Genomic DNA, 25,796 nt, shown 5'->3' with positions numbered 1-25,796 from the left:
GTTTTATCAAATAGAGGAAGCTTATTCGTGTATGCAATGACTGACTACGAGAAGCATCTAGTTGAACTGAATAGATTATTGTTTCAGGTGTTGAGCTATTTCTTCAAAATCCTGCTCAATCGCAACGCGTGCTTTTATTTCCATCTGTCTAAATTGACTTAAAATACTTTCGCCCAAGTCTGTGAGTTTTGCCCCACCCCCATGCGTTCCACCTTTTTGAGTTTCGACCAATCCTGACTGAAAGCTATGATTCATGGTTTCAACCAACTGCCATGCACGGCGGTAGCTCATATTCATACTTTTTGCAGCTTGAGAAATTGAACCTGTACGGCGAATTTCTTCCAATAACTCGGCCTTACCTGGCCCAAAGGCAATGTCTTGATTGAGAAGTATTCTGAGCTGTAATTTTAATTTGACGTCCTGCATACATTCACTCAAATAAAGACCAGTCATCGACACAGATGACCTAAAGAAAAACCGTTTACTTTTTATACAGCAAAATTTTAAATATCAAGTATATAAAACAAAACCATCACCGCGGCAAAAACTCGCTAAGGTCAAACCTGACTGCTTTGCCATATTAATCGCCATACTGGTTGGAGCTGAAATACACGCCAGCAAGGCGATATTCAGTTGAGCACACTTACGAATTAACTCATAACTGGCGCGGCTGGTCATCACCACAAAACCTTGATTTACATCATAATGATGTTCTGCAATATAACCCAATAGTTTATCTAAAGCATTGTGTCGGCCTACATCCTCAAACAAAGCCACAATTTCCCCGGCTTCAACCCATGCAGCAGCATGTGCACCGCCCGTCATTTGGGTAATTTTCTGTCGAGTATTGAGTTGAGCAATGGCTTGCGGAATTTGAGCCAACCATCCCTCACAGACGGCTGTGGTAATTTGAGGTAAATCCAAATGAAGCTGCTGTAAACTTTCAATCCCACAGAGACCACAACCCGTGCGTCCAACCATCATCCGTCGATGTTGTTTGAGCGCCATAAAGGCTCTGGCAGAAATCGTCATTTCAACTTGAATCCCAAATTCAGTTTCGTATATGTCCAAAGAGTAAAGCTCTTTCAAACTCGTCAAAATACCTTCAGACAAGCTAAAACCTTTGGCAAAGACGTCAATATCGGCTGGCGTCGCCATCATTACAGCATGCGAAATCCCATTATAAACCAAGGCAATAGGGTATTCTTGCACCACAAAATCAGATTGTTCAACAGCTCTATTTTCACTTAAACGCTGAATATTAACAGTTTCATAGCCCAGAGAATTAAACGTCGACGCCCGAATATCCATAATAATTTTCCAATATTCCCTAAACACCAAACCCTTCAATCATGAAAAAAATGACACCTGCAAATCAGGCGTCATTTCAGCATTGAATCAACTAACCTCTCGATTCACGATCTGATTGGCATCTTCAGGATCAACCGCTTGTGCCAAGTTGAAATGTTCAGGCGCTTGGCCTGCATGCAAAATCACAGGCACGCTTTTCGAAGCTGGTATTTTGGCGTATTTATCATGGCTACTGAGTGCAACCAATGGATTGGTCTCCGGATAATAGGCTGCAAGGCTACCCCGTGGAATGTTATACGGGACGATACGGAAGCTTTGAACCACACGTTTAACACCATCCGAATAAATACTTTCGATATCCACCCATTGATCTGCAACAAAACCAGCCGCAGCGATATCTTCTGCATTCATAAACAAAACACGGCGCTGACCAAATACCCCACGATAACGGTCATCCAGTCCATACAAGGTTGTGTTGTATTGGTCATGAGAGCGTGTGGTCATTAGGGTATAAACTTTGGCCTCTGTATATTGTTCAGCGTATTTATTCTCTTTATCTGCATACACTTCAGCCAACGGCGTAATTAAAAACTGTGCCTTGCCTGCAGGCGTATTCCATACATGCTGATTGGCTGGATGCTCTAAGTGAAAACCACCCGGCTGATAGACACGTGTATTAAAATCATGGAATTCATCAAACACGTCTTCAATCGAATCTCGAATACGGTCATAACTTTCTACATACCATTTCCACTTGATATCACTGTCTGGTAAGACGGCTGCCGCCATACGCGCCACAATGTCAGGCTCTGAAAGTAGATTCTTAGAAGCAGGCTCATTACGCCCTGCTGAAAGATGCACATTACTCATAGAATCTTCAACACTCACTGCCTGTGGCCCATGCTGTTGCATATCAATTTCGGTACGCCCCAAACAGGGTAAAAGTAATGCCTCTTTACCACAAACTAAATGGCTACGATTCAACTTCGTTGCAATCTGTACTGTTAAATCACAACGACGTAAGCCTTCTTGTGTATACGGTGTATCTGGAGTGGCAACAGCAAAGTTACCACCTAAACCAATAAAAACTTTTACATCACCTTCATACATCGCCTGAATGGTATCCACCACGCCAAAACCATGTTCACGTGGCGACTTAATGCCGAATACTCGGTCCAGACTATCCAGCAATTTTGGGCTTGGTCGTTCATTGATCCCCATGGTTCGATCGCCCTGCACATTACTGTGCCCACGAATCGGTGCTAAGCCTGCCCCTGGACGACCAATATGCCCTCTTGCCAACATTAAGTTCGCGAGCATATGTACATTCGCAGTCCCGTGTCGATGCTGTGTAATCCCCATGCCCCAACAGAAAATGGCCGTTTTGGCATCCAAATACATTTTAGCTAAAGATTCTAAATGCTCAGGGCTAAGTCCCGTATGTACATGAATATCTGACCATGCAGTACGATCTATTTCTTCCATCATGGCATCGAAACCGACTGTATTCATTTCGATAAAAGATCGGTCAAAAACGCTCTTTTTCCCAGCTGCCAGTGCTTGAATGTCCCATTCACGTAAATGTTTCAGCATCCCAAACATGAGCGCATAGTCACCGCCTACGTTGGGTTGGAAATAATAACGACTAATAGGTGTACTGCCATTGGTCATCATCTCAACAGGTGCTTGCGGATCTTGGAAACGTTCTAAACCACGTTCTTTTAAGGGGTTAATGGCAACAATATTGCCTCCACGGCGCGACACTTCACGTAAAGTCCCCAACATCCGCGGATGGTTGGTGCCCGGATTATGCCCAAAACTGAAAATCGCATCGGCGATATCAAAATCTTCTAAAGTCACCGTTCCCTTACCCAAACCAATTGAGTCACGTAAGCCAACACTGGTGGTCTCATGGCACATATTTGAACAGTCTGGGAAATTATTGGTACCATAAGCACGGACAAAGAGTTGATATAGAAATGCCGCTTCATTACTTGCACGACCAGAAGTATAAAATGCCGCTTGATCTGGATGATCCAAGGCATGTAAATGTTTTGCAATTAAGGCAAAAGCATCATCCCATGAGATGGGCACATATTTATCGGTTGCGCTGTCATAGCGCATTGGGTCGGTTAAACGGCCTGAATCTTCAAGCAAGAAATCACTTTGCTCAGACAGCCAACTGACCGTATGGGTTGCAAAAAAATCAGGCGTAACACGTTTTGAAGTGGCTTCAAAGGCAACGGCTTTCGCACCGTTTTCACAAAAGTTAAAGGCATGTGCATCTTTTTTTTCAGGCCATGCACATCCTGGACAGTCGAAACCTGTGGGTTGGTTAATATTGAGGAGCGTAATCGCACCTTTTTTGAAAACTTCCTGTCTCTTTAAGTTTCTTGCAACACTTAACAACGCGCCCCATCCACCCGCAGGATTGGTATAAGGTTCTATTCGTGCATAGCTGGTTTCTTCATCGTCATGCTTTTTCTCTTCAGTGTTTTCCATCTCACCGCCCTCAATATTTATCTTCAGTAAAAAGTTCTGCAATGATCAATTCACTGTTCGCTTTGCTCATAGCATTTGCAAACGATTTGGATTGCTCATCCCTTTTTATTGCTCTTTTCTTATTCATCATGCCTACGTTTTTTGGCACAATTCCAAAATACTTCTGATCAAAAATATCACCCTTTTGGTATGCAATTTCAATAGATGAATTATTACAAAAGGCAAAGACTTGATGGATCGTGTTCAGGGAAAACCCTCTCAATTTTTGAAAATAAACGAACTAAACAGCTTCAAGACTCCGTTTGATCTTTGAAATAAAACATTTCATACTCTCGTTTATAAAAACTAAATCGTATGTAAATACGAAGTGGAGCGACTATGGACGGTTCGACTACTACAGGCTTAGAACATACGTCAGCGCAACTGATCGATCAATTTGGCCGTCATAAACATAAACTCCGAATCTCACTGACAGATCGTTGTAACTTTCGTTGTAGTTATTGCATGCCCGATACACCTGAATGGTTGGCCAAAAAAGACATCTTAAGCTTTGAAGAGCTGTTAACGTTTTGTGAAATGATGGTGGGGCTAGGCATTCGGCACATTCGCTTAACAGGTGGAGAGCCTTTGATGCGTCAAGGCGTGGTCAATTTTATTGATGCTTTGAATCGACTCAAGCCACACGGTTTAGAACGTATTTCCATGACCAGTAATGCTTTCTATTTAAAGAAGTATGCACTAGCGCTAAAAGAAGCGGGACTAGATGATCTCAATATCAGCCTCGATAGCATTCATGCAGACACGTTTATGAACATGACTAAACGTCCGATAGCACCAGTCCTCGAAGGCATTGCTGCAGCACAACAAGCCAATCTACCGATAAAATTGAACTGTGTTTTAGTCGCAGGACAAAATGATCATGAAGTGCTTGAACTGACCGAATGGGCTTATCAACAGAATATCGCATTACGTTTTATTGAATATATGCCTTTAGATCAACCTGAGCACTGGCAGCCTCAAAAAGTCATCACTGAAGATAACATTATCCGAATACTTGAACCCCATTTTCAGATTCAGAAACAAGCTAGACAACATGACCCTGCAACCATTTATCTGCTCAATGATCAGTACACATTAGGCATTATTTCCACCATCAGCAAACCTTTTTGTCAAAGCTGTGACCGTTTACGTATCACTGCAACGGGAGAGCTTTTTACCTGTTTATTTGCCAACAAGGGAACACCGCTACGTCATTTACTTCAACAAAAAGATCCCGCTTTATTACAAGCCCAGATTCTGAACGCGGTATGGCATAAAAAAGCAGGGTTTATTGAACATCAACATGCCCCAACACGCAAAATCAGTATGCATGCCATAGGGGGTTAATTCGCAGGTAAATTTTGAGTTTGTCAGTCATTCGACTGTATCCGCATTTATTTTTGTGTTATCTAAATACGTCATAAACTTTTTCTCTTGATCGAACAGTTTCATGTTAGATCAACACTTCAATGTTTCGGAATACTTTATGAAAAACGTTGGCATGAAGCCAGAAAGCTATCGCGTTGCAACTGCAAGCTCTGAACTGCTTGCCCCTGCACATTGTTTACAACTTCTTGCCGACGGCAATACCGAAAAAGGTGATGCTCTCAAAACAGCCCGCATTGCTGGGATTTTAGCCGCAAAACGTACCGATGAACTGATTCCGCTGTGCCATCCGCTACCTATTTATCGTGCCGATGTTGATTTTGAACTGCTTGTCGACCGTGTGATTATTCGTGCAACCGTTGAAACGATTGGGCCGACAGGTGTAGAAATGGAAGCGTTGACCGCTGCCAGTATTGCGGCCCTCACCATTTACGACATGCTCAAACCCCATTGCGAACCGCATGAGCTGATCATTCAGCAATGTAAACTCGATCTGAAAAAAGGCGGAAAATCACACTTTAAACGTCATTTGCGTCAGCCTGTTTCTGCGGCAGTATTGGTTCTGTCGGATACCGTTGCCACAGGTCGAAAACCCGATACTGCTGGCCGCTCCGTCGTCGAGACCTTAACCGAAGCTGGTTTTGATCCAATTCACTATCAAATTTTACCTGACGAAGCCGATCAGTTAAAAGCATTGGTCTTAGAGCTCACTCAATCTTATGCTTGCATTATTACTGTAGGCGGAACAGGCATCGGCAAACGTGACATTACAGTAGACACACTTGAGCCTTTACTTGAACGTGAGCTCAATGGCCTGATGGAAGCCGCACGTGCTTTCGGACAAAAACGTACCCCTTATGCTGCGATGTCACGTGGCGTTGCAGGTTTTATCGACCGTTCATTGGTGATTACCCTTCCGGGCAGCCGTGGTGGTGCAAGTGAATCTATGGCAGCCATTTTACCGGCTTTGGTTCATATTTTTGATGTCTGCCGTGATCTACCGCATCCAGGAGGTTATGAATGAGTTGCTCTGGCGTTGGTTTAATTACACTCGATCAAGCTCTTAGACACTATAGCGCCGTCCAAACATTGCCTGTCGTTACTTTGCCTTTAGTACAGGCGCATAGACATGTTTTAGCGGCAGATGTTTTATCAACAGTTGCTTTGCCTCTATTTACCCAAAGTGCGGTTGACGGCTATGCGCTGCGCTCTGAAGACTTGCAAGCTGGAATTACTAGCTTTGAATTAGTTGGTGAAATTCGTGCAGGTATTGAAGAACATATTGAGATTCAAGCAGGACAAACCGTTCGTATTTTTACTGGGGGTAAACTGCCAAACTCAGCAGATACTGTGGCTCGACAGGAAATTATCACGCGTAGCCATAAGCAAGCGACTCTAACTCAAGCTTTGGACAAAGGCGCAGACATTCGTTATCAAGGTGAGGAGTTATCCATCGGGACAACACTTGCACAGCAAGGCCAGCGTTTAGGCAGCGGTTTAATTGCAGCACTCAGTATGGCGGGGGTTCAGCATGTCGAGGTTTATCACCAACCTAAAATTGCAGTGCTTATTACAGGTGATGAAGTCAGTACGCAACTGGACAATCAATCTAAAGTGTTCGATGCCAATGCGCCAATGATCCGTACTTGGCTCAAAGAACAGGGTTTTGCTGAAGTGCATTTAGAGCATGTAATTGATGATGAGAAGATACTCACACAAGCGCTCTCGAATGCCATGAATCATTATGATGTAGTTATTACTACAGGCGGTGTTTCGGTTGGAGATTATGACTTGATTCGACCTGTTTCAATGGCTTTAGGTGCAACAGAGATTTTCTGGCAAGTTGCACAAAAACCGGGTAAACCACTGTATTTTGCTGAATATCAAACAGACCATCATCATTCTTATTTGATTGGTTTGCCTGGGAACCCTGCTGCTGTGCTCACCTGTCTTGCTGTACATGTATCGACATTATTGGCGGCTTTACAGGGGGTTACGTGTCCTGCACCCGCGTGGAAAAAAGCTCGCTTCAACGACAGCATTAAACAAGACAGCCGTGAGCAACTGGTTCGCATGGTATTAGATGTCAACGAATTTGGACAATTAACCGTTTCCAAACTCGGCAAACAACAATCCCACATGCTCAGTAATTTAAATCGGGCCAATAGTATAGTTCGAATCCCTGCTCGATCTGATGCCCCTGTAACATTGGACTATGTCGATTTCATCTCGATCTAAGGACATCGATTGGATAGTGATACAAACCAAATGCTTTTTGCACACGGTCTAAGGCTTGGACAGCTTTGTCGTAGACCGTACATCTCAATATTGAACGATCGTTATTGCTCCCCCTATACACGGATGTTAGGTCAAAATCATGCAAAACTACCCAGCAACAGCACTGGTGATTTTAGCGGGTGGGAAAGCCACACGAATGAATGGGGTCAATAAGCTTTTGCAAAGATTTGACAATGAAATCCAGTTGTTAAAAATATATTCAGCTTTTGATGGAAAAGTTCAGGACATATGGATCAATAGTCATCGCGATTATGCGCAATATAGTGAGTTGATTCCTGATATTCGCAGTTTCAAAGATAATAGTGCCAGTTTTTTAGGGCCTTTAATCGGTATGCAAACGGCATGGTCATATGTGCAGGCTGATTATATTTTATTTATCCCGTGTGATATTACCAACATTCCACAAGATATATTGCCGCGCCTGCATCACACATTAGAACAACATCCGCACTCTTCTGTTGTCTACCTGAATATCAATGGACAAGCGCTCTACCCTTTTTGTTTGTTAAAACGCAATAGTCTAGAAACCTTAAATAAGCATTTACACCAACAACAATTCAGCTTAAAACACTGTTTCAACAATCTGTCGCCACAAACTTTAGATATTCAAAATGCGCATTTGACTTACCACAGCCTCAATTCATTTGAAGAAGTGCACGATTACCAAAAGTCATTAGACTCTTAGTCGAGTCATATCATTCAAACAGTACTGTCATAGATAGATATAGCGAAATAATAAGAAAAATGGCGTTTTATTTGTCTGTACAAACTGACTTTTCCATTTTGATGATCAAATTAAATAATGCTAGAGTGAATTAATAAGTATTCAATAAACTGAAGTCAGCAACCTATTTTTTAAATCCGTTTTGACAGAGGCAACATGCAGGACATTCATATCAAAATCGAGGCTTATGGTGCAATTGAAAAGTATCTTCCTGCTGAACTTAGCCTGAGCTGTGTGCCGAACAGTTTAATTACTGATGTACTCGATCAAATAAAAATGCGTTATCCATCTGCTTCTGATTTGCTGGAACGCTGTGCTTGTGCGATTGGTGAAGATATTGTGGCGCGTCAAAGTCGATTAGCACAAGATAGCACCTTGGTGTTACTTTCACCCGTTGCTGGAGGCTAAGATGTTAGAGTTTGCTCGTATTCAAGATACTGCTCTCAATTTAGAGGATTTTGACAGCATTCAAGCATTTCCTGAGTGCGGTGGAACAGGTATTTTTATTGGTACGGTTCGAAACCATCATGAAGGACGCGCGGTTCAGGCACTGAAATATACATCTTATGCACCTGTTGCCGAAAAGATGATAAGAACGATTGAACAAGAGATACAAGAAAAATATGCGCTTCGCTATGTTCGGGTTGTACATCGGATTGGTACATTAGACATTGGCGATAAAGCTATTATTGCCATTGCATATGCTCCACATCGCCGAGAAGCATTTCAGGCCTGTGAAGAAGCGGTTGAACGTGTTAAACATGAAGTTCCCGTTTGGAAAGAAGAGTTTTATACCGATGGAAGCAGCCAATATGTTGCAGGCTGCTGTATTCGCCAAGACTATGATGAAAAGCATGAACAACACCATCATCACTAAAAATACTTGCATCCATTGATGCTAAAAACCAATGAAACCCTTTAAACGAAAATAACGGGAAGTCATTTACCAACATCATCAAGTTTAGTTTTTCCAATCAGCCCAAAGCCCTCTTCTACTTTGAGCTTTGGACTCGAATGGCGTTATTACGGCTTGATATTATGAAGCACTTTTTGACTTATAACCGACGAGCATCTTTTCTTTCAATTTTTCAATATCTTCATCCGATAAGCCCAAACCTTCTGTCGCATAACTATCAATACTGCCATACACTTTGATGACTTCATCGAATTGTGCTTTAAAGAACTCTTCACGCACATCAAGAACTGGTCGATATATATTTGCGGCTGCTTCACCTTGGGTACTGACCATATATTGATACGTCGCATTGACACGGTCTGCGGTATACGCATTTGTTAAAAGATAATCTTGTAAGACATCATCATACTTCATGCCGACCAATAACTGAATCACAGCGGTAACCCATCCCGTACGATCCTTGCCTGCTGTGCAATGATAAAGCTGAACACCATCAGTATAAATTAAACTATTAATCACTACTCCGAAACGTAATTGAGTGCCTTTATCATGCGCAGCCATATTCGCCATTGAGCTATTAAAAAAATTGATCATATCTTCAGCTGTCGCAATCCCTTTCGGTAGATCACTTTCTTTTGAACCAGCAATATTCACCATCATAATATTGGTATCGGGACTCAAAATGTCTGGGCTTTTTTCTCTTTCAGAATTGGTTCTCAAATCATAAACGGTCTTAATTTCCAATGTTTTAAAGGTTTCTAAGTCTGTTTCATTTAATGGTAAATAATTCGAGCGATAAATCACACCTCGTCTTAATTTCAAACCATCAATATTGACATAATTGCTTGAAATGCTATTTCCTGCAATATCACGAAAGTTATCTGCTGTTTCAATTTTAGGCGTATCTGCCAAATATAAACTCGGATCATCCGTAGTATTTGCCGGATTATCAACGACGGTGTTATTAGAGTTATTCGCATTGCTTGATGAGTTCGAATAACTACTTTCCTCACCACATCCTGTAAGGATAATCGTTCCTACAAGGAATGGGACGAATAAACTTTTTTTAAGACAAGAAACTAAAAGGCTTTGTTTGGTACTGACGTCCATGGTCTTTTACACATCTGATTTACGGAAGTCGTATTATTGTTAGAGCACATTACATTTACATGAATAATCAAGAATAAAACAAAAGCCAATATATTAATTTTTATAGTATTTATCTCAGAATAAGATCACATTCGCGACATAAATCACAATTTAAAACACATCAACCCGCGTAAGTGACCAGATAGAATACTTTAATCATTTTGTCATTTTTTTATGATAATCAAATGCTGCGCAGAACACGATTTGTTATCGCTAGACCAGTACTAAGCACATTAGCAGTTCATGTGATTGCATCAATTGATACTAAAATTTTCCCCATATCTAAAAATACACGAGCTTCCATATGCTAACGCATGCACTAAATTTTTAATATTTTGCCTTGGAAAATAAACTTTTCTAAGCTTTAAGCGTACAAAAACTGATTCAAACCAATTACTTCTTCTATATAAATTCGATCAATTTACTTCATATAAGATAACAGAGTCGTGGTTATTATTTTAAAAAACTTATATATATTTCAAATATCTAGTCTTTTTATAAATGAAAAATAAACATTTAAATTGTTGCAAGAAATATAACGAAGGTAGCTTTGAGTGAAATGAAAATAGAGCTTGAAACTGTATTTTTAATATATTTTAGATAACTTCGGAAGGAATACAATAAGAAAATGGTGCGCTCAGCGGGACTCGAACCCACGCCACAGGCTTCGGAGACCTGTACTCTATCCAGTTGAGCTATGAGCGCGCGAGCACATCATATCAAAAAAAATCACAAGGTAAAGCATCTATATAGCTTAGAGTGATTTTCCTGCTTATGCTTTATACAATGTTCCCTATCTGCAACACAGAATTGCGAGTAGATTACTTGGTTTATTAGGCATAATCGCTCACAATAGTGCCACTATTAATCATTCGAGAATTTCATGACTGATGCATTGACGTTAAGAGATTTGTCCAAAACCTATAAAAATGGGTTTCAGGCTTTAAAAGGCATCGATTTAACTGTTCCTGAAGGCGAGTTCTATGCCCTTCTTGGACCAAATGGTGCAGGCAAATCTACAACGATTGGTATTATCAGCTCATTGACCAAGAAAACCTCAGGCACTGTCGAAATTTTTGGACATAATCTCGACACACACCCCTCTCAAGCTAAACAATGCTTAGGAGTTGTACCTCAAGAGTTTAACTTCGGTCAGTTTGAAAAAACCTTCGATATTTTAGTCACACAAGCGGGCTATTATGGTATTCCTAAAAAAATTGCGGAAGTTCGTGCCGAAGAATATTTAGAAAAACTCGGCTTATGGGAAAAACGCGGTGTTCAAGCCCGTATGCTTTCAGGCGGTATGAAACGTCGCCTGATGATTGCCCGTGCCATGATGCATGAACCGAAACTCCTTATTTTAGATGAACCCACTGCTGGGGTTGATATTGAGCTGCGTCGTTCGATGTGGGACTTCCTCACAGAAATGAACAATAAAGGCACATCGATCATTTTAACCACACATTATTTAGAAGAAGCAGAAATGCTGTGTCGTCGAATTGCCATTATTGACCGTGGTGTCATTAAAGAAGACACCAGCATGAAAAATTTCCTCAATCAACTCAATGAAGAAACCTTTATTTTTGATTTGGCAGCACCGATTGAACCGATTCATATCGACATCATTGGCGTTCGTTTCCATTTAGTCGATGCCGTGACTTTAGAAGTGACTATGGATAGAGCACATACTCTCAATGACTTATTTCAATTGCTCGAATCGCAAGGAATCCAAGTCCGCAGTATGCGGAACAAATCCAACCGTTTAGAAGAACTGTTTGTGAAGATGGTCGAAAAAAATCTCGAAGGAACTACGCCATGAACTTAAATCAACTTAGCGTAGCTTTATATACTCTGGTACATAAAGAAATTCGCCGCTTTATGCGCATCTGGCCGCAAACCTTGCTTCCACCTGCCATTACCATGAGTTTGTACTTTGTGATATTTGGCAATTTGGTCGGTTCTCGTATTGGTGAGATGGGCGGATTTAGCTATATGCAGTTCATTGTGCCTGGACTGATTATGATGGCGGTGATTACCAACAGTTATGCTAACGTTTCTTCGAGCTTTTTTAGTGCCAAATTTCAAAAAAGCATTGAAGAGCTGATCATGAGTCCTGTACCTTTGCATGCCATTTTATGGGGCTTTGTCTTAGGCGGAGTCTGTCGTGGGGTCTTGGTTGGTATCATTGTGACGGCCATGAGTTTATTTTTTACTGACCTTTATATTACCAATTGGTTTGTTACGATTTACACCGTCTTGGTCACCTCGTTCTTATTTTCACTGGGTGGTTTTATCAATGCGGTGTATGCGAAATCTTTTGATGATATCTCCATCATCCCAACCTTTGTGCTGACGCCTTTAACTTATTTAGGTGGCGTATTTTATGCCATTTCAGCACTCAGCCCTTTTTGGCAAAATTTATCGTTGATCAATCCGATTGTGTATATGGTCAATGCTTTTCGTTTCGGTATCTTAGGTCATAGCGATGTTAACGTCGTCGTCTCCCTATCTGTTATGACCATATGCTGTGCAGTGCTTTATGGCATTGCTTACTATTTACTTTCTCGTGGTTCAGGAATGCGTGAATAATGAGTGTAGAACATTCTCTTTTGGGTAAAGACACCAATTACCCTACAACTTATCAACCCGATATTCTTTTTCCTATTGCCCGTGCCACAGCACGTGAGCACTATGCACATGTTGAAGGTATTCAACAAGGTAAAGACTGGTGGCATGTTTTTGAAATTTCTTGGTTAAATCACCATGGCGTTCCGCAAGTTGCCATTGGTCGCATCAGTCTGCCTGCCACCTCGCCCAACCTCATTGAGTCAAAGTCATTAAAGCTTTACTTTAATAGCATGAACTTTACTCAGTTTGAGTCTAAAGCGGCATTTAAAGCAACGGTTGAGCAGGATTTATCTATAGCCGCTGGCGCAGATGTGAATATTGATCTTTTCCATGTCGATGACGTGGAAATTAATCAACCTGAAGGTATCTGTATAGATGAACTGATTCCGACCCAATTGGAAAATCATCCCAATGCTAATCTGTTGGCATTAGATGATGCTGCGGAAGATGTTGAAGTACAGATTTACTCGCATTTACTCAGAAGTAACTGTCCAGTCACTGGACAACCTGATTGGGGCACGGTATTTATCCGATATAAAGGTAAAAAGCCTTGTTATAACAGTATACTGGCTTATATTATCTCTTATCGTCAGCACAACGGTTTTCACGAACAATGTGTGGAACAAATATTTGCCGATATTTGGCAAAATTTGAAACCTGAAAAGCTGATGGTGTACGCAGCTTATACACGTCGTGGTGGTTTAGACATTAACCCTTGTCGTGTGTCAGATGTGTCATGGATGCCCCGCCCAATTCGATTGGCGCGACAATAAAATAAAGAACATTGAGGTTAATACACGATGCCATTTTTTGGTTTTATTCCATCGACTGAACTTTTACAGACTATTCAAACTGCTCAGCAGAAGAAAGACTCAAGTGAACCTTTATATCCACTTCGAGATAAAACAGCACTACTCATCAATGATGAAATTATTGATGCCATTTTGACTGAGTTAGTTCGTCGTTTCCCACCGAGTGATAAACGAGACACAGCCGAGAAACTAGCTGGCTATATTAAGTCAACAGTTGCGGTTCTGTTGAAGCAGCTTTTAGGCAAATCATCGAATGATGTGGTTCAAGCATCGATTCAGTTTTCTGAAAAAAGCTTGTTTAAAGATGCTGAAGGTCAGTTCCGTGTGGGTGAAGCGTTAGATGCAAGCTTAGTGACCAACCTCAAATATAACTATGCTGAAATTAAAGCAGGCAATGAAGTAGATAAAGCCGCGTTAACTGAACTGTATAAACAGTTTGCTGAAGCGACTGTACGCCACTTCATGAATGACTTTAATAAAACCCTCGATTTGGGCATGATTAAGCGTAAAGCGGCCGATATCGGTTCTGCAGCTGTCATTAAAGCAGTGCATATTGCTGCCAATAAAATCATCCCCAATCTAACCAAAGATGAACTTTTAGCTTTAGCTGAATATCACGACACCTTATTTCATGCTTAAGTGCTAAAAGTCTTTCGAGGCTTTTCAGATCAAAATGACTCTACTTGTGTAGGGTCATTTTGGTTTCTAAGCTGTGATTTCTTGCTCTTTATATAAAGTCCATATATAAGCTGAGACCAGATCTTTTGGTCATTGTCACTAGACTCTAAACACTACAATTTTAATTGCTTCTATATATGGAATACTTTTTATATCAGTCAGTAAAACTTGACTTATATAGTCACGCAAATAATCTGCCTGAAAATCAGCACCATTTTGAATAATCTGTCCTTTATATAGGCTGAGTTTGTCTTTTTTTGTATACCTATTTGCCCGCTTCAGTACAGACAATGTTATCTTAAAGCCTATTCACGCTAGACTCCGTTCACAAGAATTTCGACATAACAGAAATGCGAACTATGGGCTTTACCCTATTCGCTTTACTCCACTGCCAATCACGACTCTGGAAATTAGACTTCTATGTTAAATTTAAACTTTTATAACAAAGTTAAACGTTTACCTTTATTGATTGGCGCTTTGTCGATCACCAGTTTTTGCCAAGCCAACGATTTCGCTTCTCATCCTGACTATTACAGCTTTAAACAAAAAACCATGCAAAATTATGGTCTGTCTGCTGAACAAGTTGATTGGGCGATGAATGGTTCTAAAAATGTACCCAACATCATCAACATTATGAACCGCCCTGGTGAAAGTAAACCGTGGTACGAATATAAAACCAACTTTATGGCAGAAAGCACTATTCAACGTGGTGTCCGTTTTAAAGCACAATATGCAGATACTTTAAACCGCGCCGAACAACAATTTGGTGTACCGCAATCAGTCATTCTCGGCATTTTAGGGGTAGAAACAGGTTTTGGGACGAACAAAGGTAATTTTGTCACCCGTGATGCTTTAGCAACTTTAGGTTTTGGTTACGAACGTCGTAAACAATATTTCCAAGATGAACTCAGTGCTTTAATTGCATGGAGCTATAAAGATGGCGTGCCAACCAACTCGGTTGTAGGTTCGTATGCAGGTGCAGTTGGCTATCCACAATTTATGCCAAGCAACATTCCAAAGTTTGGCGTGGATTATGATGGCAATGGTCATGTCGATTTACGCAATTCAGCTGTCGATGCCATCGGCTCGATTGCCAACTATTTAGCAAATCATGGCTGGCAACGTAATCAGCCGATTGGATTTGCAGCACGCTATAGTGGCTCAAATCCTGAATCAGTCATTGCTAAAGATTTAACTTTACCGACGCCTTATGGGGTATTAAAAAATCAGGGCATTCAACCGACCAATCCGATTGTCAAAATCGATGATTTAGATATGGTGAATGTGATCCAACTACAGGAAAATTATGGGCAAAGTTATTACATCACTTACCCTAACTTTCAGGTGATTACGACCTATAACAAGAGTCGTATGTATGCGACTGCGGTGTGGCAATTAGGGGCTGAAATTGCTAGCCGATAAGGCTAGTTTTTTACTCAATTTCTAGATGTCAATAAAAAAATGTTTAAAAATGATGTAAATTTCGGCATTTTTCATACCTTGTTACAATATTGATTATTTTTTAATCAAAAAATGTTCGGTTTATGTAGTTTTTATCATTATTTTAATTAAACACTAGACATGCTTATGACTGCATGAATATTATCCATTTCGTCAAATGTTGTTGCAAAAGTGAATTAACAGGCAAGTTTTTTTATCTTTCAACCACTTAGTTTAAAGAAAAAAGTATTGTCTTTTGGAGTTTATAAATGCAGTCTTCACTTAAATATATACTGGCCATTGCCTCGACCATCGCGCTGAGCCAATCGCAAGCAGAGATGGTTCAGTCATCATTTACCAATGATAATGATAACTCTCGCCTAGCTGCGCGTGTCTTGAATAAAGATGCTCAAGGCTTCAACTCACACTTCTCAAATTTAAATAGCCTTTCAATCACTGAACGTTCAGGCGATAAAATTCGTCGCGAAACAATCGCTGCAAAAATTGAGATCCCTGAAGAAGAGCCTTCAGTGATTGAAAAGTTAAATACTGTTGCATCAAATACAGTCCGTAAGTTTAGTCAAACGGGCATGGCGTCTTGGTATGGTCGTCAATTCCACGGTCGTAAAACAGCAAGCGGTGAAACATTCGATATGAATGCATTAACTGCAGCTCACCGTAGCTTGCCGCTAAACTGTTTTATTCGTGTAACGAATAAAACCAATGGTAAAAGTGTTGTGGTTAAAGTAAATGACCGCGGCCCATTCCACGGTAACCGCGTGCTTGATCTTTCTTATGGCGCTGCTAAGCAACTGGGTATTACCAATGCCGGTACTGCGAAAGTCAGCATTGAACGTATTGATGGACCAAACTCTTAAGACTCGTCCTTACAACACGCATTTGACAGTAAAGCCACAGTAATGTGGCTTTTTTATTGCCCTATCTTTGCCTAATGTTTTACACAATCGTAAACAGCTCGATCTCCATCATTTGATCCCTCCCAGATGCTTAGTTTGAATAAGATGCAAAATCTAATCGATCCGATTTTTTGAAGTGAATGCGCTCACAATTTTTTTGCAGTGTTGGAAGACTATATTGAAATAAGTGTTTTCTTGGCTCATTCCTATCTGATCAAAGCCAATTTTCTACCTACCCTGAACTCTAGTTTTATCCATTCTTCAAATTAAAATGATTTTATGAATTACCTAGTAAATTAAGCGCCATTTTTACGATATTGGACTCACTATTACCCTGCTTGTTTTTGTATAATTGAGCCAATTGTATGGACCAAAACTCAAAAGAAAAACATCTTCTTTCTTCAAAGTTCTCAAACCCCGCCTCATTTGCTCTATTTTCAACTTTTTTAGTTCCCCAATCAAAGCTACGCCAATTTGATAGACATAGAAAAAATCGCAAATGGTGAGCATTTAGAGCAACACAAATTTAAAAGCAATGAAAAAGATCGGGCTCGCACACTTTTTTATCCTTTTTTCGGTATTTTATGGGCCTATTTGCTGATGAAATGCTAGAAATCGAATAATAGATTCAGACCATAAAAAAATCCTAAACTCAGCAAAATACTGAGCAATAATTTTCTCGTCAAAAGAGTGATGAACAGCGTAAAAATTGCCCCATAAAAATAACTATTTTGAAGTATCCCTTTCCAGTGCCCGCCTTCGAAAAAAACCAGTGGCAAACAAATCGAAACCATCAGACAAGGCGCGGCATATTTCAGCATGCGTGTCGCAAATTTAGGCAGTCGAATTTGAGTTTTAGGCTCTAAAAATAAATACCGATTAAAAAAGGTCACACAGGTCAGACTCAAAACAAATAACCAGGTCATGTTTTAGTCCTCCGCTCGATCAAAGCGCGCAGCAACCCACATCCCACTAAATCCAGCCAGCAAAATAGCTGATCCGAGTTCTAACCAACTTAAAATCAGCACCATGATCGATGAACTCACCACGCCATAAATTGCGGCCTTATTTTGAATCAGCATCATCGCCATAACCAAGAACACCACCACAATTGAAAACTCTAAGTGGAGATTTGAAAGATCAGGCACAATATTCGCAAGTAAAATACCCATTAAACTAAACAGCACCCAACTGACATAAAAGCTAAATCCTGCACCCAACATATAGGCATAAGATGGTTTTTCCTTCAGCATCGCGGTGGCGTAGAGTTCATCGGTCAGTAAAAAACCGATGCTCAATCTTCTTTTGAGTGACCACGGCTTCACCTCTTCTCTTAAACTCAGTGCATAAATAAAGTGCTGACTGGTGAGGAAAAACACGGTGATCAGAATACTCAGTAAAGATGCACCCGTCATGAGCATGCTCAAACTGACTAATTGTGCCGCACCTGCAAATACTAACGCTGACATGCCTATAGCTTGCATAACACTTAGACCCGCATTAATCGCTGCTGAGCCTGCCAATATTCCCCATGGAATAACCGCGACTGAAAGTGGCAACATATCTTGCACGCCACGGAAAAAACCTAAACTTTTCTGTTGGATCAATTGCGACTGCACAGCAGACTCCATTTTTCAATTCGCTAGAGTCAATATGCTGCATACCTTAGATGGCTTTCTTGTATGAAATTGCTGTTATTTTAAATTTTATGTGCCAGATATTGCGCAGGCGTACAACCCAAAGACTTTTTAAAATGACGAGTGTAATGGCTTTGATCAGAGAAACCACAGAGTTGTGCGACTGTCGCAATCTCGCAGCCTTGTTTAAGTAAATATAAAGATTTACGTAATCGAAACTGTACCAACCATGCATGAGGTGGAAGTCCAGTAAACTTTTTAAATTGACGTAATAAATGCCATGGGCTCATCCCGACGACAGCGGCGAGCTCGGCCAGTTGATGCTCTCTTTCAGGTTCCGCAGCAAGTAGTTCTTGTACCAAGACCACTTTACGCTGTGCTTCGGGTAAGTCTTTTAATATTTTCTTAGATTGATTATAACGGCTTAATAAATAAGCCAAAGTTGAAATATATAAACTCTGCTTAAACAGTGTATTTTTCGGCTGTAATAACAAATCGAATAGCAAATTCAATTGTTCGGCTAGTCCTTCATCATGAACCACAGCTTGCGGAAACCACGGCATAGTGCCTGCTTCATGAAAAAAATCTTGACTCACCTCTTGGATCATTTCAGGAGTCGGATAAATTGCCCGATAACACCAACCAGTTTCAACAGCAGAAGAACCCGTATGTACCTCATCAGCATTCACTAAAATAATATCGCCTTGCGGCGCAATATGCTGATTTCCTGTGCGTAAAAAAGACTGCGCACCTTCATCAATTAAACCAATACAGTAGCCTTCATGGGTATGTTTTGAAAACTGCGTATGTTGATAGGAGGCTTTTAACATTTCAAGACCATCAAGTTCTTGAACATGATGGTAATTTACAAATTCACTGGGTCTGATTTCGTGCATGAGTTGGCCTCTCCTGAACACTCAGCATACTGCGATTCAGCAAAACGTATAGAACAAAATTGCTCTACTACTGATAGGTTTTTCCTTGGTGTTTTAACCAACCACCTTCATGGCGCTGTTGTGGATCGTGATGTGTCCAGTGGATCACCCCGCCTTTTTCACTATATTCGTATTAACCATTGAAGCCAACGGTATCCCCTTTTTGTAAGCGTTCAATACGTGGCGCCAAATCAATATTATGTGCAATCAAAACCGTCATTGCATTAGGAAGTTCTACAATAAATTTTTGATGACGAGAACCGTCATTATCATCTTTAAGCACAGCCACAACACGCCCTTGTGATTGAACCTGAATATTACTTTTACGGCTTTGAAATGCTTGGGCAATTTTTGCTGCGCCATCAAGTACCTGATTTTGCGGTTGACTGGTCTGTGTAGTGGGTTCTACCGCGGCTGATGGTGTCGATGTTTGTAATTGATTTTCTTGAAGATCGATTCCGAAATACGCAGCAATCAAAAGTACGATCACCGCACCAATACTCAGGTTGGTTTTGTTGGCCACTTATCTACTTCCCCGTTTTATTTTTATTAATTGTATAAAAAAAGCCCCAAAGGGGCTTTTTTTACTCAAAATAATTTTTCAATTATTTTGCAGCAGCTTGAGCAGCAGCAACTTCTTCAGCGAAAGAAAGTTCAGCTTTTTTCTCAATACCTTCACCCACTTCAAAGCGAGCAAATTGAACAACTGTAGTACCAGTTGCTTTAAGAACGTCAGCAACTTTCTTGTCGTTGTCGATTACGTACATTTGACGATCAAGAGCAACTTCGTTCAAGTATTTCTCAACTGAACCAGTGACCATTTTCTCAACGATGTTTGCAGGCTTACCAGATTCGATTGCTTTAGCTTCAGCAATTTCTTTCTCTTTAGCGATAAGTTCAGCAGATACACCTTCAGCAGAGATAGCAACTGGGTTGAATGCAGCAACGTGCATTGCAATACCTTTACCAGTCGCAGCATCGCCTGTGTAAGATACAACAACACCGATTTTCAAACCGTGTTTGTAAACTGCAAGGTTTTCGCCTTCAATGATTTGAGCACGACGAACTTGGATGTTTTCACCGATTTTTTGAACAAGAGCAATACGCGCTTCTTCTACAGTTGCACCATCTTCAAGTTTCAATTCAGCAATTTTAGCAGCATCAGTTTCGCCAGCAGCTAACGCAGCAGCAGCAACTTGAGCAGAGAAACCAGCAAAGTTTTCGTCTTTAGCAACGAAGTCAGTTTGGCAGTTTACTTCTAAAAGAAGCGCTTTGTTACCGTCTTGAGCGATAGTAATCGCACCGTCAGCTGCAATGTTACCCGCTTTTTTAGCCGCTTTAGCTTGACCAGATTTACGAAGGTTATCAATCGCTAATTCGATGTCACCATTCGCTTCTGTTAATGCTTTTTTACATTCCATCATTGCAAGACCAGTACGATCGCGCAATTCTTTAACCATGCTTGCTGTAACTGCAGTCATGTCAATCTCCTAAATACGGTATAAAATGAATTCTTTTTAGAACAGAAACGGCCCAGAGCTGTCTCTTGGGCCGTCTGCATACATGACGCTTACTTTGCCACCATCACATGTCGCAAAAATGACAAGCTTACGTCAAACGCATTAAGCCTCAGGAGCTTCTTTAGCTTCTTCAACTTTAGCTTGTGCATTTGCTTGTGATTGAGCATATTCTTTACCAGCAAGAATCGCATCAGCCATAGCAGAAGCATACAAAGTAACTGCACGGATCGCATCGTCATTACCCGGAATAACGTAGTCTACGTTGTCTGGGTTAGAGTTTGTATCAACGATACCGATTACAGGAATACCAAGGTTTTTAGCTTCTTTAATTGCAATTGCTTCGTGATCAACGTCGATTACGAATAATGCGTCAGGTAAACCACCCATGTTCTTAACGCCGCCTAAAGCGCGTTCAAGTTTTTCCATCTCACGAGTACGCTCTAAAGCTTCACGTTTAGTAAGCTTAGCGAAAGTACCATCTTGAGATTGAGTTTGAAGGTCTTTAAGACGGTTGATAGATTGGCGAAGTGTTTTCCAGTTCGTCAACATACCACCTAACCAACGGTGATCAACATATGGTTGACCAGCACGTTGTGCTTGTTCACGGATGATGTTAGAAGCAGCACGTTTCGTACCAACAAACAATACTTTATTCTTTTTGCTAGCAAGGTTGTTAACAAAGTTCAAAGCATCATTTAACGCAGGAACAGTGTGCTCAAGGTTGATGATGTGAATTTTGTTACGCGCACCAAAGATGTATTGACGCATCTTTGGGTTCCAGAAACGTGTTTGGTGACCGAAGTGTGCGCCTGCTTGAAGAAGGTCGCGCATGCTTACGTTGTAATCTGCCATTTTCTTTACCTTAAAGTTTGGGTTAGGCCTCCATATATCCGCATCCTCCACCCTAACGGGCACCCAGAGAAATGTGTCGATATATGTGCGGATTTTATTGCCCCATCGCACAAAGCCCGTGAAATTTATTCACGAAAAAGCATTTGATAAAATGGGCGGCTATTTATACCATAGTCACACACAAATTTCCAAAAGTTTTTAGAGATCATGAACAGTACTTACGAAGCACCCCGTCGACTCATCAAAAGCGCTGAAGACATCGAAAAGATGCGTGTGGCTGGACGACTGGCGGCTGAAGTCTTGGATATGATCAAGCCACATATTAAACCAGGTGTGACTACACTTGAGTTAGATACGATTTGTCACGATTATATTGTCAATAAACAAGACGCGATTCCAGCATGTTTAGGTTACGGTGCAGCACCAGGTCGCCCTGCTTTCCAACATGTGATTTGTACTTCTGTAAACCATGTGGTCTGTCACGGCATTCCTTCAGATGCAAAAGTGTTGAAAAAAGGCGATATTTTAAATATTGATGTGACGGTCATTAAAGATGGTTTCCACGGCGATACCAACATGATGTACATCGTGGGTGGCGAAACTTCTATTCTCGCGAATCGTTTATGTAAAGTGGCACAAGAAGCAATGTACCGTGGAATAGCAACAGTGAAGCCGGGTTCAACCATTGGCGACATTGGTCACGCCATTCAACAATATGTCGAATCGGAACGTTTTGGTGTCGTGCGTGAATACTGTGGTCACGGTATTGGGACTGTGTTCCATGACGAACCTCAAGTCTTACACTATGGTCAACCAAACTCAGGCATGATTTTAGAAGAAGGCATGACCTTTACCATTGAACCAATGGTCAATGGTGGTGATTGGAAAACTAAATTACTGGGGGATAAATGGACGGTAGTGACCAAAGACCATAGTTTGTCTGCACAGTATGAACATACATTGTTGGTCACTAAAAACGGGGTTGAAGTGTTAACTGCACGTCCTGAAGAAGATTTATCACGCTTTCAGTCTTAATTGCTGTCATTGGCATGAAATATGATGCCATCTGTCAAAAAGACCACCTTCAGGTGGTCTTTTTTATGACTAAGCAAATATTGAATTTTAAATTTATTTTTATTTTACATATACATAGAATCAAAAAACACTCAACAGTAGCTTTCTATTACATTCATTCACCTGTAACAAAGATTGCAAGCTAGTAACACGATCACACAAAACGGGTTTTGACATTCACAAATGTCAAAAACACATGTCCTTCAAAAACAACAGCTTTATCGTAGCAGCAACCTTAATAATACGCTCTATAAAAACGAATAGCTAATTTGGACATGGAGTCCCAGAATGAAAAAAATATTGCTTTGTGTAGCAACGTCTATTGCTGCTTTACCTATGCTTGCACATGCAGATTCACCTTATTTTAGTCTACAAGATGGTGATGGCTTTAAACGCTTCTCTGTATCGGTCGGTGCTTTGCACGTTATGCCACAAGGTAAAGCTCAACCTTTCCGAGTTAACACATCGGTTAAAGAAAGCGAAACTGCAAAAGTTGGAGATATCAAAGCACAAACGGTGCTCGACAATATCAAGCCAGGAAGTAGCGTCAATCCTCTCTTAAAGGCTACTCTTGATGGGCTAGCTTTAATTAATGCTGATGTCCCCTCAGCACTAAGTGGGACTGCTGAAATACGTGGCCTCAGTCAATGGGACAACCCAGGCACAGGTTTAGAAGCCGATGATGTCACCACATTGGGCATCATGACCAATTACTTTTTTACCGACAATATTTCTTTTGAAATGAAAGCAGGGATTCCACCTAAAGTCGATTTACAAGGCAAAGGAAAAATTTATGCGCCTTTTTCAGCAACTGCAACACCTATGGGCGGAGCTTTAGGAAATTTAGAACTTGAAAATGATATTTTCATTACCGATTTGGAAGCACACGGCCCTGCGGCATCTGCACGTGCGTGGACACCTGCTTTCGAGTTCCAATATCACTTTGGTAAAACAGGTGTGAATAAATTCCGCCCCTATGTCGGTGTGGGAATGATGTATGCCTACTTCAATGAGCTAGAAATTAACCCACAAACTGAAAAAGACTTGATTGCAGCAGGTCATATGATTGCCAATATTAAAGAAGGAAATGCTGGCGCATCACTTGAAGGGAAAAAAAGTTCAGCCAATCCCAAAGTTAAGCTAGAAGCAACTGATGCCTTCGCGCCTATTGCAACCGTCGGTTTCACCTATGACTTTAATGATAAATGGTTTGCTGTCGGTTCCGTGTCCTATGCTCATCTTAAAAATGAAACCACGATCACCGTCAAAGATGCTACGCACGGTGAACTGATTAAATCCACAGCCGATATTGAAATTAACCCTATTCTAGCGTATGCAGGTGTCGGCTACCGGTTCTAAGCCTTAAAAGAACTACAAAAAAGACGACACCAAGTCGTGGTTTTTTCATGAATATTCATTGTTTTTATTGATCAAATAGTAAATTTTTTATCATCGCTTTCAGCAAATAATTCACTTAATATAGCGAACTCTAAGCTCATTTTTTGGTTGAAATATGTCAGAAACTCGTTTTTCCAAACCGCTGATTTATATGCTCATTGGAAGTGCAATAATTCTGGCATTATCACTAGGTGTCCGACATGGCTTTGGACTCTACCTTGTGCCTATGAGTGATGAGTTTAGCTGGGGACATAATGTTTTTAGTCTAGCGATTGCGATGCAAAACCTGATTTGGGGCGCTGCGCAGCCCTTTACAGGCGCATTAGCAGATAAATATGGCTCTAAGATCGTGGTTGCAGTCGGTGGTGTGTTGTATACCATCGGTTTGCTGCTCATGGCAGTCAGCTCAACGGGTTGGTTACTCAACTTAAGTGTGGGTCTTATTTTGGGCCTAGCATTATCTGCGACCTCTTTTTCTGTATTGTTATCCGCGGTGGGTCGTGCTGCACCGCCTGAAAAACGTAGCCTTGCTATGGGTATTGCCAGTGCAGCGGGTTCTTTTGGGCAGTTCATTATGCTGCCGTCAACCTTACTGCTGTTACAAAACTTTGGCTGGTCTGCGGCGTTGGTCGTTTGTGCACTTTTAATTGCGATGATTGTTCCACTGGCCTGGATGCTCAAAGCCCCGGCCTTTGTTGTACCGAATGCGTCAACCAATCAAGTTCAGCTCAGTTTTAAAGATATTTTAGTCATTGCGAAAAACCATAAACCATTTTGGTTCCTATCACTTGGTTTTTTGGTCTGTGGCTTCCAAGTAGTCTTTATAGGTATCCATTTACCTGGCTATTTGATTGACCATGGTTTTAATGCAACCACAGGAACTGTTTTCTTAGCGCTGGTCGGTTTATTTAATATCGTTGGCACCTACACTGCTGGTTGGCTAGGTGGGAAATATTCTAAACCAAAGTTACTGATGGGCTTATATGGGCTCAGAGGCATTGCAATTATTGCCTTTTTAATGCTCCCGCTCAGCACATTCACCATCTATAGCTTTGGTGTGGTGATGGGTTTATTATGGTTATCTACAGTGCCTTTGACCAACGGTATTGTGGCCAATATGTTTGGTATTAAATATCTGAGCATGCTGAGCGGCATCGTGTTCTTTACTCATCAAGTCGGTTCATTTTTCGGTGGATGGCTGGGTGGTGTGAACCATGACGTGACAGGTAATTATGACTTGATTTGGCTGTTCTCTATTATTCTGAGTGTTTTTGGCGTACTGGTACATTTCTTTGTCGATGAAAAGGCGGTTGTCCATGACTAATTCATTTTTATGGCTCAAATGCGGTATCGGCATTAGTATTATTGCTTTGTTTGCTCTGGCGATTAGCCTTTGGCTGAATACGCCTGACCTGTTTGAGTATTTTAATCAGGCATTTTGCGCACATTAAATCTGCATATTTTGAGCTATATATTTCATTATAAAAGAAAAGCAATATAATCATCAGCTTAGTATTTTTTAAATTTTTTCATAAGTTTAGAACTTCTTTTAATTTTAAGATTACACATATTTTGATTAC

25 protein-coding genes, 1 tRNA gene and 1 pseudogene are annotated in these 25,796 nt (G+C 40.9%); 16 read left to right on the top strand and 11 right to left on the bottom strand.

Annotation, left to right across the window (positions count from 1 at the left end):
* Positions 1-75: 75 nt before the first annotated feature.
* From WH214_RS04660 to WH214_RS04650, 3 genes are all read right to left on the bottom strand, one after another.
* Positions 76-426: a winged helix-turn-helix domain-containing protein gene (locus WH214_RS04660; RefSeq protein ID WP_078389621.1), complete on the bottom strand. Its 351-nt coding sequence runs from the start codon at positions 424-426 to the stop codon at positions 76-78.
* Between the two features lie 84 nt (positions 427-510).
* Complete coding sequence (fdhD, locus tag WH214_RS04655) at positions 511-1,311, bottom strand: formate dehydrogenase accessory sulfurtransferase FdhD (RefSeq protein ID WP_339422397.1); 801 nt, start codon at positions 1,309-1,311, stop codon at positions 511-513.
* 87 nt (positions 1,312-1,398) lie between these two features.
* Positions 1,399-3,813, bottom strand: a complete 2,415-nt coding sequence (locus tag WH214_RS04650; protein WP_339422396.1) for an FdhF/YdeP family oxidoreductase — start codon at positions 3,811-3,813, stop codon at positions 1,399-1,401.
* A gap of 378 nt (positions 3,814-4,191) precedes the next feature.
* Here WH214_RS04650 and moaA point away from each other — a divergent pair, with 378 nt between their 5' ends.
* The 6 genes from moaA (at position 4,192) to WH214_RS04620 (ending at position 9,137) form a co-directional block, all read left to right on the top strand.
* The gene (gene moaA, locus WH214_RS04645) at positions 4,192-5,199 is read left to right on the top strand and encodes a GTP 3',8-cyclase MoaA (protein WP_339422395.1); all 1,008 of its coding nucleotides are present in this window, start codon (positions 4,192-4,194) and stop codon (positions 5,197-5,199) included.
* 139 nt (positions 5,200-5,338) lie between these two features.
* Positions 5,339-6,262, top strand: a complete 924-nt coding sequence (moaCB, locus tag WH214_RS04640; protein WP_339422394.1) for a bifunctional molybdenum cofactor biosynthesis protein MoaC/MoaB — start codon at positions 5,339-5,341, stop codon at positions 6,260-6,262.
* On the top strand, positions 6,259-7,476 hold the full coding sequence (locus WH214_RS04635) for a molybdopterin molybdotransferase MoeA (protein WP_339422393.1): 1,218 nt from the start codon (positions 6,259-6,261) through the stop codon (positions 7,474-7,476). Before moaCB ends, WH214_RS04635 begins: the two co-directional genes overlap by 4 nt.
* A gap of 139 nt (positions 7,477-7,615) precedes the next feature.
* On the top strand, positions 7,616-8,221 hold the full coding sequence (locus WH214_RS04630) for a molybdenum cofactor guanylyltransferase (RefSeq protein WP_339422392.1): 606 nt from the start codon (positions 7,616-7,618) through the stop codon (positions 8,219-8,221).
* 195 nt (positions 8,222-8,416) lie between these two features.
* Complete coding sequence (locus WH214_RS04625; protein ID WP_004695981.1) at positions 8,417-8,668, top strand: MoaD/ThiS family protein; 252 nt, start codon at positions 8,417-8,419, stop codon at positions 8,666-8,668.
* Between the two features lies 1 nt (position 8,669).
* Positions 8,670-9,137: a molybdenum cofactor biosynthesis protein MoaE gene (locus WH214_RS04620; protein ID WP_339422391.1), complete on the top strand. Its 468-nt coding sequence runs from the start codon at positions 8,670-8,672 to the stop codon at positions 9,135-9,137.
* Between the two features lie 159 nt (positions 9,138-9,296).
* On the opposite strand, the gene WH214_RS04615 is transcribed toward WH214_RS04620, so the two are convergent.
* Complete coding sequence (locus WH214_RS04615; protein ID WP_339422390.1) at positions 9,297-10,286, bottom strand: tyrosine-protein phosphatase; 990 nt, start codon at positions 10,284-10,286, stop codon at positions 9,297-9,299.
* 668 nt (positions 10,287-10,954) lie between these two features.
* Positions 10,955-11,030 (bottom strand) — tRNA-Arg (locus tag WH214_RS04610).
* Between the two features lie 178 nt (positions 11,031-11,208).
* On the opposite strand from WH214_RS04610, the gene WH214_RS04605 reads away from it, so the two are divergent.
* From WH214_RS04605 to WH214_RS04580, 6 genes are all read left to right on the top strand, one after another.
* Positions 11,209-12,144: an ABC transporter ATP-binding protein gene (locus tag WH214_RS04605; RefSeq protein ID WP_004695849.1), complete on the top strand. Its 936-nt coding sequence runs from the start codon at positions 11,209-11,211 to the stop codon at positions 12,142-12,144.
* On the top strand, positions 12,141-12,914 hold the full coding sequence (locus tag WH214_RS04600; protein ID WP_004982514.1) for an ABC transporter permease: 774 nt from the start codon (positions 12,141-12,143) through the stop codon (positions 12,912-12,914). Before WH214_RS04605 ends, WH214_RS04600 begins: the two co-directional genes overlap by 4 nt.
* Positions 12,914-13,726 carry an NADPH-dependent 7-cyano-7-deazaguanine reductase QueF gene (gene queF, locus WH214_RS04595; RefSeq protein ID WP_339422389.1) on the top strand — a complete coding sequence of 271 codons (813 nt, stop codon included), beginning with the start codon at positions 12,914-12,916 and terminating at the stop codon, positions 13,724-13,726. Before WH214_RS04600 ends, queF begins: the two co-directional genes overlap by 1 nt.
* 27 nt (positions 13,727-13,753) lie before the next feature.
* A complete protein-coding gene (locus WH214_RS04590) occupies positions 13,754-14,404 on the top strand; it encodes a hypothetical protein (RefSeq protein WP_234304686.1) in 651 nt (216 codons plus the stop codon).
* A 459-nt stretch (positions 14,405-14,863) separates the two neighbouring features.
* Positions 14,864-15,865, top strand: a complete 1,002-nt coding sequence (mltB, locus tag WH214_RS04585) for a lytic murein transglycosylase B (RefSeq protein ID WP_339422388.1) — start codon at positions 14,864-14,866, stop codon at positions 15,863-15,865.
* A 287-nt stretch (positions 15,866-16,152) separates the two neighbouring features.
* Complete coding sequence (locus WH214_RS04580; RefSeq protein ID WP_004695839.1) at positions 16,153-16,761, top strand: septal ring lytic transglycosylase RlpA family protein; 609 nt, start codon at positions 16,153-16,155, stop codon at positions 16,759-16,761.
* 647 nt (positions 16,762-17,408) lie between these two features.
* Here WH214_RS04580 and WH214_RS04575 read toward each other — a convergent pair.
* The 6 genes and pseudogenes from WH214_RS04575 to rpsB all read right to left on the bottom strand — a co-directional run bounded on the left by WH214_RS04575 (position 17,409) and on the right by rpsB (position 21,744).
* Positions 17,409-17,726 carry an AzlD domain-containing protein gene (locus WH214_RS04575; RefSeq protein WP_005400515.1) on the bottom strand — a complete coding sequence of 106 codons (318 nt, stop codon included), beginning with the start codon at positions 17,724-17,726 and terminating at the stop codon, positions 17,409-17,411.
* Positions 17,727-17,729: 3 nt separating this feature from the next.
* Positions 17,730-18,431, bottom strand: coding sequence for an AzlC family ABC transporter permease (locus WH214_RS04570; protein WP_339422387.1), 702 nt, complete (start codon positions 18,429-18,431; stop codon positions 17,730-17,732).
* 68 nt (positions 18,432-18,499) lie between these two features.
* On the bottom strand, positions 18,500-19,333 hold the full coding sequence (locus WH214_RS04565) for an AraC family transcriptional regulator (protein WP_078426468.1): 834 nt from the start codon (positions 19,331-19,333) through the stop codon (positions 18,500-18,502).
* A 67-nt stretch (positions 19,334-19,400) separates the two neighbouring features.
* Positions 19,401-19,895, bottom strand: a pseudogene (locus WH214_RS04560) (DUF3465 domain-containing protein).
* 82 nt (positions 19,896-19,977) lie between these two features.
* Complete coding sequence (tsf, locus tag WH214_RS04555; RefSeq protein ID WP_004695824.1) at positions 19,978-20,853, bottom strand: translation elongation factor Ts; 876 nt, start codon at positions 20,851-20,853, stop codon at positions 19,978-19,980.
* Positions 20,854-20,994: 141 nt separating this feature from the next.
* Positions 20,995-21,744, bottom strand: coding sequence for a 30S ribosomal protein S2 (gene rpsB / locus WH214_RS04550; protein ID WP_004982536.1), 750 nt, complete (start codon positions 21,742-21,744; stop codon positions 20,995-20,997).
* Between the two features lie 207 nt (positions 21,745-21,951).
* Here rpsB and map point away from each other — a divergent pair, with 207 nt between their 5' ends.
* From map to WH214_RS04530, 4 genes are all read left to right on the top strand, one after another.
* A complete protein-coding gene (gene map, locus WH214_RS04545; RefSeq protein WP_004695821.1) occupies positions 21,952-22,779 on the top strand; it encodes a type I methionyl aminopeptidase in 828 nt (275 codons plus the stop codon).
* Positions 22,780-23,106: 327 nt separating this feature from the next.
* Entirely contained in the window at positions 23,107-24,177 is a 1,071-nt protein-coding gene (locus WH214_RS04540; protein ID WP_159127340.1) for an OmpW/AlkL family protein, read from the top strand.
* A gap of 154 nt (positions 24,178-24,331) precedes the next feature.
* Positions 24,332-25,540 carry an MFS transporter gene (locus WH214_RS04535; RefSeq protein WP_339992929.1) on the top strand — a complete coding sequence of 403 codons (1,209 nt, stop codon included), beginning with the start codon at positions 24,332-24,334 and terminating at the stop codon, positions 25,538-25,540.
* Positions 25,533-25,667 (top strand): hypothetical protein, encoded by a 135-nt coding sequence (locus tag WH214_RS04530; RefSeq protein ID WP_004982541.1) that lies wholly within the window; start codon positions 25,533-25,535, stop codon positions 25,665-25,667. Before WH214_RS04535 ends, WH214_RS04530 begins: the two co-directional genes overlap by 8 nt.
* The last annotated feature ends 129 nt before the right edge of the window (positions 25,668-25,796 follow it).

Source organism: Acinetobacter sp. MYb191, assembly GCF_037572605.1.
GTDB classification, from domain to species: domain Bacteria; phylum Pseudomonadota; class Gammaproteobacteria; order Pseudomonadales; family Moraxellaceae; genus Acinetobacter; species Acinetobacter johnsonii.
This window is presented reverse-complemented; position numbering and strand designations above follow the sequence as displayed.